The organism is Haemophilus sp. HMSC066D02 (genome assembly GCF_001810545.1).
Lineage (GTDB): Bacteria > Pseudomonadota > Gammaproteobacteria > Enterobacterales > Pasteurellaceae > Haemophilus_D.
Window position 1 is genome coordinate 148,227 of record NZ_KV801804.1, and the last position, 17,474, is coordinate 165,700.

The following is a 17,474-nucleotide window of genomic DNA, read 5'->3' on the forward strand; positions in this document are numbered from 1 at the left end:
GAAAAATTTTTAATGAAGGAATAATAATGTTTACAGGTATTGTACAGGGCATCGCCCAAATTCATGCAATTAAAGATAGCGATAATTTTAGAACACAGATCGTAAAATTACCAGCCGAAATGCGAAAAGGCTTAGAAATCGGTGCATCAGTGGCGAATAACGGCGTGTGCTTAACAGTGACTGAAATTCATGATGATCTTGTGAGCTTTGACCTAATGCAAGAAACCTTGCGCATCACCAATCTTGGTCGCTTAAAAGCGGGGGATTTTGTGAATATCGAACGTGCAATGCAAATGGGCGCTGAAATTGGTGGTCATATTTTATCTGGTCACGTTTATTGTACCGCAAGCGTTTCACAAATTATCGAAAGCGAAAACAATCGTCAGGTTTGGTTTAAATTACCTAACAAAGATTTGATGAAATATATACTCACCAAAGGATTTATCGCGATTGACGGCATAAGCCTTACCATCGGTGAAGTGAAAGGTGATGAATTCTGCGTGAATTTAATTCCTGAAACCTTACATAGAACTCTGATTGGCAAACGACAAATTGGTGATTTAGTGAATATCGAAATCGATCCGCAAACTCAAGCGATTGTGGATACAGTGGAGCGATATTTAGCAGCTAAAGCTTAGTTGGAATGAAAAAAGTGCGGTAGAAAACAATGTTGTTTTTTACCGCACTTTTTATTGAATTGTATGATATTAGTTAGCTTTGGATTTCTTCGTTTTTTTCCATTTCCAAAATAGGTACAGAGCTAAAACACCGATTAGGATATAAATCACGAGTTGGCCTTTTTTAATTTGCTCGTGTAACCAATCTAAGTTTTTCGCACCAAATTCGCCAAGGTAAACCCAAATTGGCACAGAAATAATCGCGGCACAGAAATCAATGAATACAAAGCGAGTGTAGCTGACACGGCGGGTGATGCCTGAAACCATATAAATTGGTGCGCGTAATCCTGGAAGGAAACGAGCCACAAATAAAACACGGTTGCCGTATTGGGCAAATTTTTCACGCACCATTTTGAGGCGTTCTAATGTGATGATTTTACGCATTGGGCGGAAACGTAAAATACGCGTTCCGTAAATGCGACCAAGCCAGTACATGGTTGAATCGCCGGCAAGTACGCCAATCATACTCACGACTAACATTAAGTGGGAATTGACGCTTTCAGGATAGAGACCAGCTATTACACCGCCGGAAACAAGCGTGATATCTTCTGGAATAGGTACACCAAAGCCACAAATAATCAGAACAAATAGCACCGCCCAATAACCGTAATCGGTAAAAAAGCTGATAAGAAATTCCATTTGAAACCCACTTACAATCAGTTAGTTAAAATTAATTAAAAATTGGGATTTATTTTAATCGCTTTGCCTTGAAAAGCCTAGAAAAAATTTGCCGTGTAAATTTGCATTGTGGGGCTGAATATTTTATAATCCGTCGCTCTCAAAGTTTGTCTTTGAGCAAATTTAGGAAAATTGCTGGGTCGCCTGCAATTTTTTATTTTAAACTTTTAATCAAGAGAACATTAAAATGGCATTTAAATTTAACGCTGAAGTTCGTCAAGCGCAAGGTAAGGGTGCGAGCCGCCGCCTGCGTCACAACGGTCAAATCCCTGCAATCATTTATGGTGGCAGCGAAGCACCTGTTTCAATCATCTTAAATCACGATGAATTAAACAACGCACAAGTTCACGATTCTTTCTATAGCGATGTAATCACTTTAGTGGTTGAAGGTAAAGAAGTTGCAGTGAAAGTTCAAGCAATGCAACGTCACCCATTCAAACCAAAATTGGTTCACATTGACTTCAAACGTGCTTAATTTTTAGCTTGTGATAAGAACACCAATAATGATGAGTTATTGGTGTTTTTTCTTTTCGGGAAAAGTGCGGTCAAATTTGAAATCGTTTTAGGAGTATTTTCCAATGAAGATAGCCTTAGGCATTGAATATAACGGAAAACAGTATTGTGGCTGGCAGCGACAAGAGAAAGTACGCAGTGTGCAAGAAGAATTAGAAAAAGCGTTATCTTTTGTGGCAAATGAAAAAATTGAAGTGTTTTGTGCGGGCAGAACAGACTCTGGAGTGCATGGCACAGGACAAGTCGTGCATTTTGAAACCACAGCAGTTCGTCCTGAAAAAGCTTGGGCATTTGGTACCAATGCGAATTTGCCTGATGATATTTCTGTGAGTTGGGCAAAGGTGGTGAATGATGAATTTCATGCCCGTTTTCGGCAACCGCGCGTCGTTATCGTTATATTTTATATTGTAATAAATTACGTTCAGCCATTTTGCCAGAAGGAATTACCCATTGCCATTTAGATTTGGACGAAAAGAAAATGCACCAAGCGGGGCAGTTTTTATTGGGCGAAAATGATTTTTCCTCTTTCCGTGCGGCACAATGTCAATCGAATACCCCTTGGCGAAATGTGCATCATTTAAATGTGGTGCGAAAAGGGCAGTACATTATTGTGGATATTCAAGCCAATGCTTTTGTGCATCATATGGTACGCAATATTGTGGGAAGCTTGATAGAAGTCGGTGCCGGCAATCAACCTGTTGAGTGGATGAAATGGTTGTTAGAGCAAAAAGATCGTAAATTAGCTGCTCCAACAGCGAAACCCGAAGGCTTATATTTAGTGAATGTCATTTACCCTGAAAAATTTGCGATTCCACAGAAAAATTTAGGGCCGTTGTTTTTAGAAGATAATCTCATCTGACTAGCAAATTTCGCTAAATTATGATTAAATACGCAAACTTTTCTAGTTAATAAAAAAGGTAAAAAATGAGCTGGATTGATAAAATTTTTAGCAAAGGAACCTCTTCCGCTACATCACGTAAAGCAAACGTGCCAGAAGGGGTTTGGACAAAATGTACCTCTTGCGAACAAGTCCTTTACGGCGAAGAAGTAAAACGTAATTTACATGTTTGCCCAAAATGCGGCCATCATATGCGCATTGATGCTCGTGAGCGCCTTTTAGCTTTATTAGATGAGGGTTCAAGCCAAGAATTGTCGGCTGATTTAGAACCAAAAGATATTCTTAAATTTAAAGATTTAAAAAAATATAAAGATCGTATTACTGCTGCACAAAAAGAAACCGGTGAAAAAGATGCGTTAATCACAATGACGGGTACACTTTACAATATGCCTGTAGTTGTCGCTGCATCTAACTTCAGTTTTATGGGCGGTTCAATGGGCTCTGTTGTGGGTTCAAAATTTGTAAAAGCGGCAGAAAAAGCCATTGAATTAAACTGTCCATTTGTATGTTTCTCTGCAAGTGGCGGCGCACGTATGCAAGAAGCACTTTTCTCATTAATGCAAATGGCAAAAACCAGTGCGGTATTAGCGAAAATGCGTGAAAAAGGCGTGCCGTTTATTTCCGTATTAACGGATCCGACATTAGGTGGTGTATCTGCAAGTTTTGCGATGTTAGGTGATGTGAACATTGCTGAACCAAAAGCATTAATCGGTTTTGCAGGCCCACGTGTTATTGAACAAACCGTACGTGAAAAATTACCAGAAGGCTTCCAACGTAGTGAATTCTTACTCGAGAAAGGGGCGATTGATATGATCGTGAAACGTTCAGAAATGCGTTCAACCCTTGGAAACCTTTTGAGCAAACTCACCAATCAACCTTCACCTTTTGTTGAAGTAGAAGTTGTTGAACATGAGTAATACAATAAATTTAAAAGCCACTTCGCCACTCGCTGAGTGGCTTTCTTATTTGGAAAATAGTCACTTTAAGGCTATTGATTTAGGGCTGGAGCGTATTAAATCCGTGGCAGAAGAATTGGATCTTTTGAATCCCGCACCTTATGTGATCACGGTGGGGGGCACAAATGGTAAAGGCACGACTTGTCGTTTGCTTGAAACTATTTTGTTAAATCACGGTTTGCGTGTGGGTGTGTATTCTTCCCCTCATTTATTGCGTTATAACGAACGTGTTCGTATTCAAAATCAAGACTTGCCAGATGAAATGCATACTGCTTCTTTTGATTTCATCGAAAAGCGTAAAACGCAATCCCTCACTTATTTTGAATTTAGCACATTGTCGGCTTTGCATTTATTTAAACAAGCGAAGCTTGATGTGGTTATTTTAGAAGTAGGGCTTGGTGGACGCTTAGATGCAACCAATATTGTCGATAATGATCTGGCGGTTATCACCAGTATTGATATTGATCATACGGATTTTCTTGGGTCAACTCGCGAAGAAATTGGCTTTGAAAAAGCGGGGATTTTCCGTGCGAATAAACCGGTTGTAATCGGCGAACCAAATGTTCCGCAACCTATGTTAGAACAAGCGGAGAAATTACATTGTCTCGTTTCACGCCGAGATGTCACTTGGTCGTTTAAAGCTAATGAGCAAACTTGGATGTGGCAGAGTAATAAAGTGCGGTTAGAAAATTTGCCGTTTTGCCAAATTCCATTAGCTAATGCCGCAACAGCTTTGGCTGCCGTTGAACAGCTGCCTTTTGATATTTCTGTTGAGACCATTAAACGTTCATTAATTGAAGTGGAATTAGTTGGTCGTTTCCAACAATTGAAAGGTTATCAGCTAGAAAAATTGGCAGATCGCTTGAATGTACCTTATTCACAGTTGCCAAAAGTGATCATTGATGTTGGGCATAATCCTCATGCGGCAAAATATTTAGCCGAAAAATTGACCGCACTTAAGACACAAATATCAGGTCGAATTATTGCCGTTTGCGGAATGTTAAAAGATAAAGATGCCGAGTCGGTGTTTACCCAACTTACTTCCGTTATTGACCAATGGCATTGTGTCACATTAGGCGGTTACCGTGGTCAATCGGGTGATGACTTAAATACAAAATTAACATCAGTTTATCCATCAGCAAGAAGTGTTTCTGAAGATTCTGTTGTTGAAGGGGTGAAAAGAGCGGTTAAAACTGCGGATAAAGATGACATTGTGCTGGTATTTGGATCTTTCCACACCGTAGGGGAATTTTTAGAATATTTAGCATAATAGATATGAAAAATAATGAAGGCTGGTTTTGACCAGCCTTTTGTTTTTAAAGTATATTATGGAAATAATCACTTAATTCTGAGTATTGGAATGTAAACCCACAATCCTGTAAATGTTTTGGATAGACATTTTGGCTGTCTAAAAGAATGCAAGCGCGCTCGCCTAGAATAGTAGTTAATAAAAATTGAGGTACTTGAGCAAAACAAGGACGATGTAATGCTTTACCTAATAATTGGTTAAAGGTTTTGTTTTTAACAGGATGTGGCGCAGTAAAATTAAATGGACCTTCACAATTATTATGATCAAGTAAAAAGAGAAGGCCTTCTACCATATCCTCTAATGCGATCCAGCTCCAATATTGCTCACCATTCCCTAATTTTCCGCCTAGCCCAAAGCGATAGAGTGGTAGAATTTTAGCAAAAGCCCCGCCTTTTAGAGAAAGTACTAATCCGGTTCTCACTAAACAGACTCTGGTATTGGCTTGCTTTGCCGCATTTTCCCAATCAATACAAAGCTGTGCGGTAAATTGAGTACTTGGATTTGTGTTTTCAGTGATCTGCTCGTTACCACAGTTTCCATAAATTCCGGTTGCAGAACCTGAAATCAAGACTGGAGGATGTTCACTTTGGTTAATAAGTTGAACAATCTGCTGTGTTAAATCAATGCGGCTATGACGCAGTTTCTCTTTTTGTTGAACTGTCCATCTTTTATCGAAGATTGGCTCACCGGCAAGATTAATAACTGCATCAAAGGCATTCAAATTTTTGAGGGTGGAAAGTGCGGTCAAAAATTGCGGTGTTTTTTCAGAAAAAACAGCTTGGGCTTTTTCAATAGAGCGAGTCAGTACTGTAACGCTATCACCACGTAAAAGTAGCGATTCAACTAAAGGTTTCCCAACAAATCCCGTTCCACCGGTTACTAAGATATTCATTATAGACTGCTTTCAAAAAGCGTTTGAATTTGCTCTAGAAGCGATTTAATTGTTGTGTCTTTTGTTGGTGTCACAAAAATGGTGTCATCCCCCGCAATCGTGCCCAAAATACCTTCGGGTTTACCAATGGAATCCAATAATCGAGCAATCAACTGTGCAGCGCCTGGAGAGGTTTTAATGACGATAACGAAATCATTGTGATCAATATCCAAAACCAAATTTTTTAATGGGCTGCTAGTAGCGGGTACACTTAATTCACTTGGCAAGCAATACACCATTTCCATTTTCGTATTTCTTGCACGAACTGCGCCAAATTTACTTAGCATGCGTGAAACTTTAGACTGGTTAATGCTTTGAAATCCTTGTTTTTTTAAGGCTTCAACAATTTCACTTTGAGAAGCAAATCGTTCTTGATTGAGCAGTTCTTTAAATGCTTTAGTTAATTGATCTGACATAGTTATTCTCGTATAGGGGAATTTGCATAAGAATTGCATAAAAATTCATTTTAGGCAATTAAAATAAATTTGCCGTTTGAAAAGTTTGAGCTAGATCGCATTATTGAATTTCTCTGTTTGTAATTTAATGACTAACACTTTAAAATTCTACCTAGTTAGGATTAATTAATACATGAGGAGTATTTTATGAAAGTTGCAGTATTAGGCGCAGCAGGCGGTATTGGTCAAGCATTAGCCTTATTACTTAAATTACAATTACCCGCTGAAAGTGAATTAGCACTTTATGATATTGCACCAGTGACACCAGGTGTGGCTAAAGATGTGAGTCATATTCCAACAGCGGTTAAAGTGGAAGGTTTTGCGGGAGAAGATCCAACACCTGCACTTAAAGGTGCTGATGTCGTTTTAATTTCTGCAGGGGTAGCACGTAAACCGGGTATGGATCGTTCAGATCTTTTCAATATTAATGCGGGTATCGTGCGTAACTTAATTGAACATGTTGCAAAAACATGTCCAAAAGCTTGTGTAGGCATTATTACCAACCCTGTGAACACGACTGTTGCGATTGCTGCAGAAGTATTGAAAAAAGCGGGTGTTTATGACAAACGTAAATTATTCGGTGTCACCACTTTAGACGTGTTACGTTCTGAAACATTCGTATCAGAATTAAAAGGCTTAAATGTTTCTCGTACAAGTGTACCCGTTATTGGTGGACACTCAGGTGTAACCATTCTTCCATTACTTTCACAAGTTCAATATGCTGAATGGAAAGAAGAGGAAATTGCACCATTAACAAAACGTATCCAAAATGCAGGTACTGAAGTGGTTGAAGCAAAAGCGGGTGGCGGTTCTGCGACACTTTCTATGGCTCAAGCGGCAGCACGTTTTGCGCGTTCATTAGTGAAAGGCTTAAGTGGCGAAACTGTGGTTGAATGTACTTATGTAGAAGGTGACGGTAAATATGCACGTTTCTTCGCTCAACCAGTTCGTTTAGGTAAAGAAGGTGTAGAAGAAATTTTACCAATCGGTACCTTAAGCAAATTTGAACAAGAAGCTTTAGAAGCAATGTTACCAACATTGCGTGCAGATATTGAATTAGGCGAAAAATTTATTAACGGTTAATTTAATTCTATTTCTAGAGAAGAGGAGCTGTATGCTCCTCTTTTTTTATACGAAAATGATTAAACATAAAAAAGTGAAGAAAAAGCGTGATTTAGCTCACAAATTTGAACATTGCTATTTGCAATATAAAGGACTTTGCCGTATTCTTAAATCACTAAAAACAAGTGCTATTTTTAAATAGCCGACATCTATTTTGCTTTCCGAGTAGTGCCCCAGTGGGGCACTTTTTTTGCCTTATTTTTAGTCTAAGCATAAAAAAGTGCGGTCAAAAAACACTGGATTTTCTGACCGCACTTTATAAAACGAATACTAAGCGAAAGAATTATTCAAACATTGCTGAAATAGATTCTTCATTGCTGATACGACGAATTGCTTCAGCTAGCATCGTTGAAAGGGTAAGCACGCGCACTTTACCAAGCGCTTTCATTTCAGGTGAAAGTGGAACAGTATCCGTTACCACGATTTCATCAATCGCATCGCTTGCTAAATGTTGCGCTGCAGCGCCAGAGAATACGGCGTGGGTTGCGTAAGCAAATACGCGTTTTGCACCGCGTTCTTTTAATGCTTCAGCCGCTTTACATAATGTACCACCTGTATCAATCATATCATCCACAAGGATACAATCACGATCTGCAACATCCCCGATAATATGCATAACTTGTGATACATTTGCGCGTGGACGACGTTTATCGATAATCGCCATCTCTGTATCATTTAATAATTTCGCGACTGCACGTGCACGAACCACACCGCCGATATCAGGAGAAACAACGATAGGATTGACGAGATCGGTTTTCTTCAAGATATCATCAAGTAAAACCGGTGAACCGAATACGTTATCAACTGGTACATCAAAGAAACCTTGGATTTGCTCTGCGTGTAAGTCACAAGTTAATACGCGGTCAATCCCTACAGTTGAAAGTAAATCAGCTACCACTTTTGCAGTGATTGGCACTCGAGCAGAACGTACACGACGATCTTGACGAGCATAACCAAAATAAGGAACAACGGCAGTAATACGGCCGGCAGATGCACGACGTAAAGCATCAACCATTACAATCAATTCCATCAGGTTGTCATTCGTTGGTGCACAAGTGGATTGAATAATAAACACGTCTGCACCACGCACATTTTCATTAATTTGCACTTGGATTTCACCATCGCTAAAGCGTCCAACGGTGGCATCGCCTAATGAAATGTAAAGACGTTCAGAAATCTTTTTCGCTAGCTCAGGCGTAGCATTTCCAGCAAAGAGTTTAATGTCTGGCATTTTATATAACCTCAGGTTGAGTGTAGATAGATTGGTTGGTCGAGAGTTGTTTCAACATCGCATGTAATGGTGAAACGTTTAATCCTTTAGCAACAAAGCCGAAAAATTCCTTCGGTTTTTGTTGGAAAACAGCTTGTGCTGATTTTTCATCATCAAATTCAGCAAAAACACAAGCCCCGGTTCCGGTTAATCTGGCTGGTGCATATTGTAGCAACCATAGTAGGGCTTTTTCAACTTCAGGATATTGAGTTCGCACGACTTTTTCGCAATCGTTTGCAAACGGTTGATTCAAAAGTTCGGCAAGGGATCTTTTTTCTGTATTTCGAGGCAAATCGTGATCACTAAAGACCACAGCAGTAGAAATCGCAGTTTCAGGTTTTAGTACCACATAATATTTTTCTTGTGGTTCGCAGTATTGAATTTTTTCACCCACACCTTCTGCAAAAGCGGCTTGGCCATGAACGAAGATAGGCACATCAGCCCCGAGTTTTAGCCCAAGTTCGGCAAGTTCATCAATGGATAGATGGGTTTGCCATAAATAGTTCAAAGCAAGCAGAGTCGTTGCGGCATTGGATGAGCCGCCGCCAATCCCACCGCCCATTGGCAGAATTTTATCTAAATGAATTGTTGCGCCGAGTGTACAGCCTGTTTTTTCTTGTAGGAGTGTCGCTGCACGATAGATTAAGTTTTGTTCTAGAGGTAAGCCTGGAATTTCAGGAGAGATGCGGATTTGTTTATCTTGGCAAATATCAATAGTGAGCCAATCGCCGAAATCAAGAAATTGGAAAAGGGTTTGTAATTCGTGGTAGCCGTTTGGCAGTTTACCGTTTATATAGAGAAATAAATTGAGTTTTGCGGGGCTTGGAAAGCTGTTAGGCTTTCCAAGAGAAGTTGAAAGTGCGGTCGAAAAGTGATGTGTTTTCATTAGAACGCCCATTCATCCACACGAATTTTTAGGGTTTGTGATGTACTTTTATTCTTTAATAGAATATTTTCAGGCATCGAATTATCTGGATGATAGCTTAGATAATCAGCTGTCCAAATCGAACCATCAAGCGGGTAGCTAAATTCGGATAAAAGATGATTAGTTCCAACTTGATAATCCGCGTTATCAGCTGGTTGACCTTTTAACCAATAAGATAGATGCTCTAATGGCACATCCATTCCGATGATCTCACGTAACAATAATTTGGCATTTTTATCAGATTGTTGGTTGCCTTTATTATCTGAAATCGTCATGCCATTTGGATGCATTTCCATGGTTAGCGTCGTTTTGCTAATCAGAGAATAGAGTTTTAACTTATAGGCTTTCGGGTTTTGATATTGCCATTCAAAGCGGCTCGAAAAACGCTCTTGTGGACTGATGTAACCAATTTGTCCTTTTGTGCTATAAGATTGAATTTGTTTGATTTTTTTGAGGTGCTGTTGCCACGTAATATCGTTTTTATCGATATGTTGAACATCTGTTGGGCGCTCTGCATCAAGAGTACAAGCAGATAAGATCACACTTGTAAATACAGGTGCTAGAAGAGATTTTAATAATTTCATAACAAAATATTTACTAAAAAATTGCACATATTGTAAGGGTTAGTTTACTTTTAGTAAAGCTGGATTAAGCATTTAAGCGTGTTTTCTCCGCTTTCACCGCGGCAATTCTTCGACGCGTTAACTCATCTCGAATACCTTGTTTTTCAAAACCATCTGCAATGACTTGCTGTACATCAACAGCAAGAGCAGCTTGGTAGAGCGCTTTGAGATAATCAATTTGCGGGTATTCTTTATTTTCAAATCCAGTTCGCCCGCGAGTATCAGATAAACATACCAATAAAAATTCCTCAAATCGCTGAGGCTTGCGCCAAACATCAAAAGTATTAAAGAGTTTCACTACTGTTTCTGGGCGAAGTTCTAATGCTTTGTGTGCATGTGTGTGATATTCGCAAGTTAATTCAGCTAATTCTTGAAGATAATTAGGGATTCTAAGACGTTTGCATAATGAACGAGTCGGTTTAATCCCGGCTTTTTCGTGACCATGATGACTTGGCCACATTTCTTTTGGGGTAAGGGCTTTTCCAAGATCATGACAAATCGCTGCAAAACGGACCGCACTTTTATTCCAATTGCTATTTTCAGTGAGTTTAACGGCTTGTTGCAATACGAGCATGGTATGAACAAAACTATCAATTTCAGGGTGATATTTGGCAGGGTTCGGTACCCCATCTAAGGCGGCAGTCTCAGGGAAGAGCACTTTGAGTGCCCCCACATGATGCAGTGTTTCAAAATAAATTTCAGGATTCGGTTCGTTTAATGCTTTTTCTGTTTCCATCCAAACGCGCTCAGCCGTTAGGTGGGTGAGTTCGCCTTGTTTAGTAAGTTCAGCCATTAATTTAAGGGTTTCTTCGGCAATAGAGAAACCTAAATGATGAAAGCGAGCAGCGAAGCGTGCGACACGTAATACACGAAGTGGGTCTTCAGCAAAAGCGGGGGAAATATGACGTAAAATACGTTGATGAATATCTTCTACACCATGATAAGGATCGTGCAGCTTGCCATCTTTATCTTGGGCAATGGCATTAATAGTGAGATCTCGACGAATTAAATCTTGTTCAAGCGTAATATCATCTGAAAAATCACAAATAAATCCAGTGTAGCCTTTGCCAGATTTTCGTTCTGTACGGGCAAGCGCATATTCTTCATGGCTTTCAGGATTGAGAAAAACAGGGAAGTCTTTGCCAACTTGTTGGTAACCTTGAGCCAGCAACATTTCTGGTGTTGCTCCCACGACAACCCAGTCACGATCTTTTACTGGTAAACCTAAAAGTTGATCGCGTACAGCACCGCCGACAAGATAAATTTCCATTTTACTCTCCCACAATATATAAAGAAAAGGTAGGCAAAAGCCTACCTCAATGATGAATCATTACCAGCTATCACGGCGTTTACGTCTAGGTAAAATGTGAGGTAACACGAGACCAATTAACAAACCTACGCCTAAGACAGAACCGCCATAAATAAACCATTGAATCGCAATTTCACGTTTATTGGCATCAAGCATGGCTTCTAAGTCACGATTTTTATTTTTCGTCATTTCTAATTCACGTTTAAGTTGTGAATTTTGTTCAAGCAATTCACTACTTTGTTGTTCAGCTTGTTTGCTACGGCGTTGAATTTCGTTTGTGCGTTGTTGCCAATCTGAATCGACTCGATTAAGCTTTAATGTTAACTCTTGTACCTGTGCTTTTAATTTTGGATTTTCTTCACGGCTACTTGGCGTAGAACTCAGTTCCGAGGTTAAAATCCATGCCTCGCGATTTTTATTATCACGAATTAGGGTATATTTTCCTTCTTGTCCTAAGACTGTTACCGCTTCGCCAGATTGGATTGCACCCGCGATCTTAAATTGATCACCTGCACCACGACGTAAATATGTGTTCAGATTTTCTGTCACATATTGCGTTTCAGCTTGTACTGTTCCAATGGTTGATCCCAATAGAACACAAGAAAATAAAAGTTTGCTCACTTTTGACATAATACTTCCTAGATTCATGAAGAAAGTGCGGTCGGAAAATGAAACAAACCGCACTTATAATAATTATACTAGTGGAAAATCGCGCGAAGGATGTAGAAAATAACAATCGCAAAGAATGCACCAGCAGGCAACGTTACAACCCATGAACTAATGATGTTACGGATAACTGTCAAGTTAAGCGCCGCAATACCACGTGCGAAACCGATACCTAAGATTGCGCCCACTAAAGTTTGTGTCGTGGAGATTGGTAAACCTGTACCCGATGCGACAACAACAGTCATCGCAGTTGCAAATTGTGCGGCAAAACCACGACTAGGGGTTAAATCGGTAATACCCGATCCTACAGTTGCCATTACTTTTTGTCCCATTGCGATAAGACCAACGGCGATACCTAATGCACCTAAAGGTAAAATCCACCAGGCTAAATCACCACCACTCAGGATTTTCCCGCCATTTTGCACGATTGATACCACAGAAGAAAGCGGACCAATTGCGTTAGCTACGTCATTAGACCCATGTGCGAATGCCATTGCACAAGCGGTTAGAAGCATTAAGATACTAAAAATCTTTTCAACCGATCCGAATGATCCTTTTCTTGCTTTTGCAGTAAATGCTTTGCTGCGGAAGTAGAAATGACAGAAAATCATACCAATAACGCTGATAAGCAATGAAATAACGAGCGTTTCATTGTTAGAAAGATTTAAACCAACGTGTTTTAACCCTTTCGCCATGGTCACGATACAAAGTACGAATACGGTAATCGCCATGTAGTAAGGACCATATTTTTGTGCGTTTTTCAGTGGTTCTTCAGTATCGAAAATGAGTTTCTGGATACTTGCAAAGATGGTATAAGCTAAAAGTCCTGCGATCACGGGGGTGATAAACCAACTTCCAACGATCCCACCGATAGTAGACCAGTCAACAGAACTTGGACCAATCGTAATACAAGCAAAACCAATTAAAGCTCCGATGATGGTGTGAGTACCAGAAACAGGCCAACCCATTTTTGTGGCGATAAATAACCAAGCACCTGATGCAAAGAGAGTAGAAAGCATCCCTAATGCCAATACATCTGGCATCTCGACGAATTGAGAGGGATCGATCACACCGCTTTTAATGGTTTCAGTTACTTCACCACCGGCTAAATAAGCCCCTGCAGATTCAAAAATTAAAGCAATAATAATCGCTTGTTTTGCAGTAATGGTACCCGAACCTACGGAAGTCCCCATTGAGTTTGATACGTCGTTGGCACCAATACCAAATGCCATAAAAAAGCCGAATACCGCAGTAATTAAGACTAACCACGAGCCGTATGCATTAATAATTTCCATAGTGAATTTCCTATGTTGTAGTTAATGTCGTCAGAATTAGGAACGGGCTAGCATTAATTCAATGCGAGATCCAACACGTTGAGCTTGATCGGCTAATACGCCTACCCATTCGATGATTTTATATAAGAACATCACATCAATAGGGTTATAACGACTTTCAATCGTGTAGAGCATTTTACGCAATTTAATTTGCATTTGATCCGTATCGTCTTCAATGCTGTCTAGCTCTTGAATCATATGGTTCACTAACTTTAATTCACGGCCTTTAAAACCAGTTTCAAGTAGTTTATCCATTTCTTCAATCACTAAATGAGCTTGATGAATAGAATCTAAACTACGTTGAACATAATGCAAAAATTCTTCCTGCATTTCTTCAGGAATGCCAAATTGGCGACCAATCATACGACCAGCAATATCTTTAGCATAGTTAGCTAATTTGTCTTGTTGGGTGACTAATTCAAGTAAATCGGTACGATCAATGGGTAAAAATAAACCGCGAGGCAATTTCAAACGGATTTCGCGTTTTAAACTATCTGCTTCACGTTCACATTGAGAAATGTCAAGACGTGTTTTTTCCGCATCATCCCATTGTTTTACAAAGGTATGTTGGAAGAATGGAATTAATAAATCACAACATTCAGTCACTTTGTCAGAATGTTTCTGCAGTGGTTTTAAAGGAGAATGGGCAAATAATCCGAGAATATTATTCATTGCCATAGGTGTTTTACTCCATAACAAGGGTTAAAATTTCGGTTGCATATTACCTGATTTTATAAGGAAATACACGAAAAAGATCTTGATTTGTATAAAATTATCTGTATATTTAAACAGTTAAAAGTGATAAGGAAAAATAAAATGAGTAATGAAGTTGAATTAAAGCTTGCAGTCACCCCTGATGCCTTCGATATCCTAAAAACACACCTCAATCAATTCAATATCTTAGAGCAAAATACGATCTTTCTAGGAAATACTTATTTCGATTATCCCGATCATTTTTTGGCGAAACAAAAAATGGGATTGCGTGTCCGTCGAGAAAATAATGATTTCACACTTACCTTAAAAACTGACGGAAAAGTGGTTGGCGGATTGCATAGTCGTCCAGAATATAATTTATCTATACCTGATGATTCAGTACCGACATCGGCACAATTAACCTCATTGTATCCATTTGAACATTTGCCTTCCGCTGCATTACAGCCGATTTTCTCAACAGATTTTAACCGCACTTTTTGGTTGATTGCGTTTGGCGCATCAAAAATTGAAGTAGCCTTCGATCAAGGGAAAATTTTATCAGGGGAAAAAACACAGCCTATTTGTGAAATTGAATTCGAATTAAAAGAAGGGCTCGTTTCGGATCTTTTCCATTTTGTCTCACTTTTACCTTTTGAACAGGATGTGTATTTTAGTTCAGCGAGTAAAGCGAAACGAGGCTATCAACTAGGCAGTAAACAACTTCTGATTGATTGGTTAAATAAATGGCGGGATTTCTTAAAAGAAGAACGTGAGGGAAGTGCGGTTGATTCTCGCGAACAATTAAGTGCAGTCATGAAAATGGAGCAGCAATTGATTGAGGAAACGCTTTCATTCCCAACGGATGTGTTTGCTTTCGATTTTATGAAAACGGTTGAACGTGTCGGCGCATTTTTCAATCTTTATCATTATTATGATGACAACAAAGCCTTGTTTGAAAAACTGGAAGAAAATCGATCAGCTGAGTTATTAGCAAGTAATCAATTTTTCCTTAATGAAATAAAAGGCTTGATTACCTTTCATAGTCAAACAAAAGATAATGTTCAAACTATTGAGAAGTTAAAAGCGTTATTAAAGAGCCGTGCGTATTTTGAAAGAATGCTTGGTTTAATGATGTTGATGGCGTAAAACAGTTTCTCGAAAGGATAATAAAAATGGCAAAAGCTCCGAAAACCGCTTATGTATGTAATGATTGTGGCGCTGAATTTTCGCGCTGGCAAGGGCAGTGTTCTGCCTGTAAAGCATGGAATACGATCAGTGAAGTGCGGTTAATTTCAGCCTCAAATTCTACAAAAAATGATCGTTTTAGCGGTTATGCAGGAGAAACTCGTGCAAAAATCCAAACGCTTTCTGAAATTAGCTTACAAGAAACACCGCGTTTCACCAGTGGATTTAAAGAATTAGATCGCGTATTGGGCGGCGGGATCGTGCCGGGGAGTGCCATTTTAATTGGTGGGCATCCTGGTGCGGGGAAAAGTACCTTGTTACTTCAAGTGATGTGTGGATTAGCAAAAAATATGACCGCACTTTATGTAACAGGAGAAGAGTCGCTTCAACAAGTGGCCATGCGAGCTAATCGCTTAAATCTGCCGACAGATAAATTAAATATGTTATCTGAAACGTCTGTTGAGCAAATTTGTAATTTGGCAGATCAGTTGAAACCTCAAATTATTGTGGTGGATTCGATCCAGGTTATGCATCTTTCGGATATTCAATCTTCTCCAGGAAGCGTGGCACAAGTGCGTGAATGTGCCTCTTTCCTGACTCGTTATGCGAAAACCCGACAGGTCGCCATCATTATGGTTGGGCATGTCACCAAAGATGGTACCCTTGCTGGTCCGAAAGTATTGGAACATGCCATTGACTGTTCTTTATTACTAGAGGGCGAAGCGGATTCCCGTTTCCGTACGTTGCGTAGCCATAAAAACCGTTTTGGCGCAGTGAATGAGTTGGGTGTATTTGGTATGACAGAGCAAGGGCTGCGCGAGGTGAAAAATCCATCGGCGATTTTCTTAAGTCGAGGAGATGAACAAACACCAGGTAGCTCGGTCATGGTACTTTGGGAAGGCACTCGTCCGCTTTTGGTGGAAATTCAAGCATTAGTGGATCATTCCATGCTCGCTAACCCACGTCGTGTGGCGGTGGGGCTAGAACAAAATCGTTTAGCCTTATTGCTTGCGGTATTACATCGACATGGTGGACTACAAATGTCAGATCAAGATGTTTTTGTGAATGTCGTTGGCGGTGTAAAAGTCGGGGAAACAGGGGCAGATCTTGCGTTATTACTTGCATTAATTTCGAGTTTCCGTAATCGTCCATTGCCACAAGATTTAGTTGTCTTTGGTGAAGTCGGGTTAGCTGGGGAAATTCGTCCGGTAACCAGTGGTCAAGAACGGATTAGTGAAGCCGCAAAACATGGTTTTAAACGCGCGATTGTCCCTTTCGCCAATAAACCGAAAAGTGCGGTTGAGAATATGGAAGTTTTTACGGTGAAAAAACTCGCTGATGCACTTGCCATTTTGGATAATTTCTAAAAAAACGTTGTCCTATTGTTGTCTGATTACTGAAAGTTTTTGATAAATTAGATAGAATATGCGCCGTACATAAGGAAAGGTTATGGAAAAGAAATTAAATAAAGCGTTGGATAGCATTGATATCAAAATCTTAAATGAATTACAACGCAACGGTAAAATCTCTAATATCGATTTATCAAAGAAAGTTGGGTTATCGCCAACGCCTTGCTTAGAAAGGGTAAAACGCTTAGAAAAACAAGGTGTGATTATGGGCTATCGGGCGCTATTAAATCCTGAATTACTGGATGCGCCTTTATTGGTGATCGTTGAAATTACACTTGTGCGTGGTAAACCGGATGTTTTCGAAGAGTTTAATGCCGCGATTCAAGCACTTGATGAAATTCTCGAATGTCATTTGGTATCAGGTGATTTCGATTATTTACTCAAAACACGTGTAGCAGATATGGCGGCATATCGAAAATTATTGGGTACCACATTATTGCGCTTACCTGGTGTGAATGACACCCGAACTTATGTTGTCATGGAAGAAGTGAAACAAACTAATTATCTCGTACTAAAATAAA

General features: G+C 39.6%; 18 protein-coding genes and 1 pseudogene. 9 read left to right on the forward strand and 10 right to left on the reverse strand.

Features of this window, described 5'->3' with window-relative positions; genetic code table 11:
* Nucleotides 1-26 precede the first annotated feature (26 nt).
* On the forward strand, nt 27-638 hold the full coding sequence (locus HMPREF2750_RS00915) for a riboflavin synthase (RefSeq protein ID WP_070582225.1): 612 nt from the start codon (nt 27-29) through the stop codon (nt 636-638).
* A gap of 69 nt (nt 639-707) precedes the next feature.
* On the opposite strand, the gene HMPREF2750_RS00920 is transcribed toward HMPREF2750_RS00915, so the two are convergent.
* On the reverse strand, nt 708-1,316 hold the full coding sequence (locus HMPREF2750_RS00920; protein ID WP_070582226.1) for a DedA family protein: 609 nt from the start codon (nt 1,314-1,316) through the stop codon (nt 708-710).
* Between the two features lie 226 nt (nt 1,317-1,542).
* Between HMPREF2750_RS00920 and rplY the strand changes: the two genes are divergently transcribed.
* The 4 genes and pseudogenes from rplY (at nt 1,543) to folC (ending at nt 4,992) form a co-directional block, all read left to right on the forward strand.
* On the forward strand, nt 1,543-1,830 hold the full coding sequence (gene rplY, locus HMPREF2750_RS00925) for a 50S ribosomal protein L25 (RefSeq protein ID WP_014065570.1): 288 nt from the start codon (nt 1,543-1,545) through the stop codon (nt 1,828-1,830).
* A gap of 103 nt (nt 1,831-1,933) precedes the next feature.
* A pseudogene (gene truA, locus HMPREF2750_RS00930) lies at nt 1,934-2,727 on the forward strand (tRNA pseudouridine(38-40) synthase TruA).
* 65 nt (nt 2,728-2,792) lie between these two features.
* Nucleotides 2,793-3,683, forward strand: a complete 891-nt coding sequence (accD, locus tag HMPREF2750_RS00935) for an acetyl-CoA carboxylase, carboxyltransferase subunit beta (protein WP_049356505.1) — start codon at nt 2,793-2,795, stop codon at nt 3,681-3,683.
* Between the two features lie 4 nt (nt 3,684-3,687).
* Nucleotides 3,688-4,992 (forward strand): bifunctional tetrahydrofolate synthase/dihydrofolate synthase, encoded by a 1,305-nt coding sequence (gene folC / locus HMPREF2750_RS00940; protein ID WP_070582466.1) that lies wholly within the window; start codon nt 3,688-3,690, stop codon nt 4,990-4,992.
* A 46-nt stretch (nt 4,993-5,038) separates the two neighbouring features.
* Here folC and HMPREF2750_RS00945 read toward each other — a convergent pair whose 3' ends face one another.
* Nucleotides 5,039-5,923: a TIGR01777 family oxidoreductase gene (locus tag HMPREF2750_RS00945; RefSeq protein WP_070582227.1), complete on the reverse strand. Its 885-nt coding sequence runs from the start codon at nt 5,921-5,923 to the stop codon at nt 5,039-5,041.
* On the reverse strand, nt 5,923-6,378 hold the full coding sequence (gene argR / locus HMPREF2750_RS00950) for a transcriptional regulator ArgR (protein ID WP_070582228.1): 456 nt from the start codon (nt 6,376-6,378) through the stop codon (nt 5,923-5,925). The genes HMPREF2750_RS00945 and argR overlap by 1 nt, the downstream gene beginning before the upstream one ends.
* 186 nt (nt 6,379-6,564) lie before the next feature.
* On the opposite strand from argR, the gene mdh reads away from it, so the two are divergent.
* Nucleotides 6,565-7,500 carry a malate dehydrogenase gene (gene mdh / locus HMPREF2750_RS00955; protein WP_005698784.1) on the forward strand — a complete coding sequence of 312 codons (936 nt, stop codon included), beginning with the start codon at nt 6,565-6,567 and terminating at the stop codon, nt 7,498-7,500.
* Between the two features lie 322 nt (nt 7,501-7,822).
* Here mdh and HMPREF2750_RS00960 read toward each other — a convergent pair whose 3' ends face one another.
* The 7 genes from HMPREF2750_RS00960 to HMPREF2750_RS00990 all read right to left on the reverse strand — a co-directional run bounded on the left by HMPREF2750_RS00960 (nt 7,823) and on the right by HMPREF2750_RS00990 (nt 14,344).
* The gene (locus HMPREF2750_RS00960; RefSeq protein WP_005698775.1) at nt 7,823-8,770 is read right to left on the reverse strand and encodes a ribose-phosphate pyrophosphokinase; all 948 of its coding nucleotides are present in this window, start codon (nt 8,768-8,770) and stop codon (nt 7,823-7,825) included.
* Nucleotide 8,771: 1 nt separating this feature from the next.
* Nucleotides 8,772-9,695 carry a 4-(cytidine 5'-diphospho)-2-C-methyl-D-erythritol kinase gene (gene ispE, locus HMPREF2750_RS00965; RefSeq protein WP_083304572.1) on the reverse strand — a complete coding sequence of 308 codons (924 nt, stop codon included), beginning with the start codon at nt 9,693-9,695 and terminating at the stop codon, nt 8,772-8,774.
* Nucleotides 9,695-10,318: a lipoprotein insertase outer membrane protein LolB gene (gene lolB, locus HMPREF2750_RS00970; RefSeq protein WP_070582230.1), complete on the reverse strand. Its 624-nt coding sequence runs from the start codon at nt 10,316-10,318 to the stop codon at nt 9,695-9,697. The genes ispE and lolB overlap by 1 nt, the downstream gene beginning before the upstream one ends.
* A gap of 64 nt (nt 10,319-10,382) precedes the next feature.
* On the reverse strand, nt 10,383-11,627 hold the full coding sequence (locus HMPREF2750_RS00975; protein WP_070582231.1) for a multifunctional CCA addition/repair protein: 1,245 nt from the start codon (nt 11,625-11,627) through the stop codon (nt 10,383-10,385).
* 60 nt (nt 11,628-11,687) lie between these two features.
* On the reverse strand, nt 11,688-12,296 hold the full coding sequence (locus HMPREF2750_RS00980) for a TIGR04211 family SH3 domain-containing protein (protein WP_070582232.1): 609 nt from the start codon (nt 12,294-12,296) through the stop codon (nt 11,688-11,690).
* Nucleotides 12,297-12,364: 68 nt separating this feature from the next.
* Entirely contained in the window at nt 12,365-13,627 is a 1,263-nt protein-coding gene (locus HMPREF2750_RS00985) for an inorganic phosphate transporter (protein WP_070582233.1), read from the reverse strand.
* 36 nt (nt 13,628-13,663) lie between these two features.
* Nucleotides 13,664-14,344 (reverse strand): TIGR00153 family protein, encoded by a 681-nt coding sequence (locus HMPREF2750_RS00990; RefSeq protein WP_049372644.1) that lies wholly within the window; start codon nt 14,342-14,344, stop codon nt 13,664-13,666.
* A gap of 138 nt (nt 14,345-14,482) precedes the next feature.
* On the opposite strand from HMPREF2750_RS00990, the gene HMPREF2750_RS00995 reads away from it, so the two are divergent.
* The 3 genes from HMPREF2750_RS00995 to lrp all read left to right on the forward strand — a co-directional run bounded on the left by HMPREF2750_RS00995 (nt 14,483) and on the right by lrp (nt 17,473).
* Nucleotides 14,483-15,505, forward strand: a complete 1,023-nt coding sequence (locus HMPREF2750_RS00995) for a CYTH domain-containing protein (RefSeq protein WP_070582234.1) — start codon at nt 14,483-14,485, stop codon at nt 15,503-15,505.
* 26 nt (nt 15,506-15,531) lie between these two features.
* Nucleotides 15,532-16,911, forward strand: a complete 1,380-nt coding sequence (gene radA / locus HMPREF2750_RS01000; RefSeq protein WP_049380993.1) for a DNA repair protein RadA — start codon at nt 15,532-15,534, stop codon at nt 16,909-16,911.
* 82 nt (nt 16,912-16,993) lie between these two features.
* The gene (gene lrp, locus HMPREF2750_RS01005) at nt 16,994-17,473 is read left to right on the forward strand and encodes a leucine-responsive transcriptional regulator Lrp (protein WP_005695827.1); all 480 of its coding nucleotides are present in this window, start codon (nt 16,994-16,996) and stop codon (nt 17,471-17,473) included.
* Nucleotide 17,474: the final 1 nt, after the last annotated feature.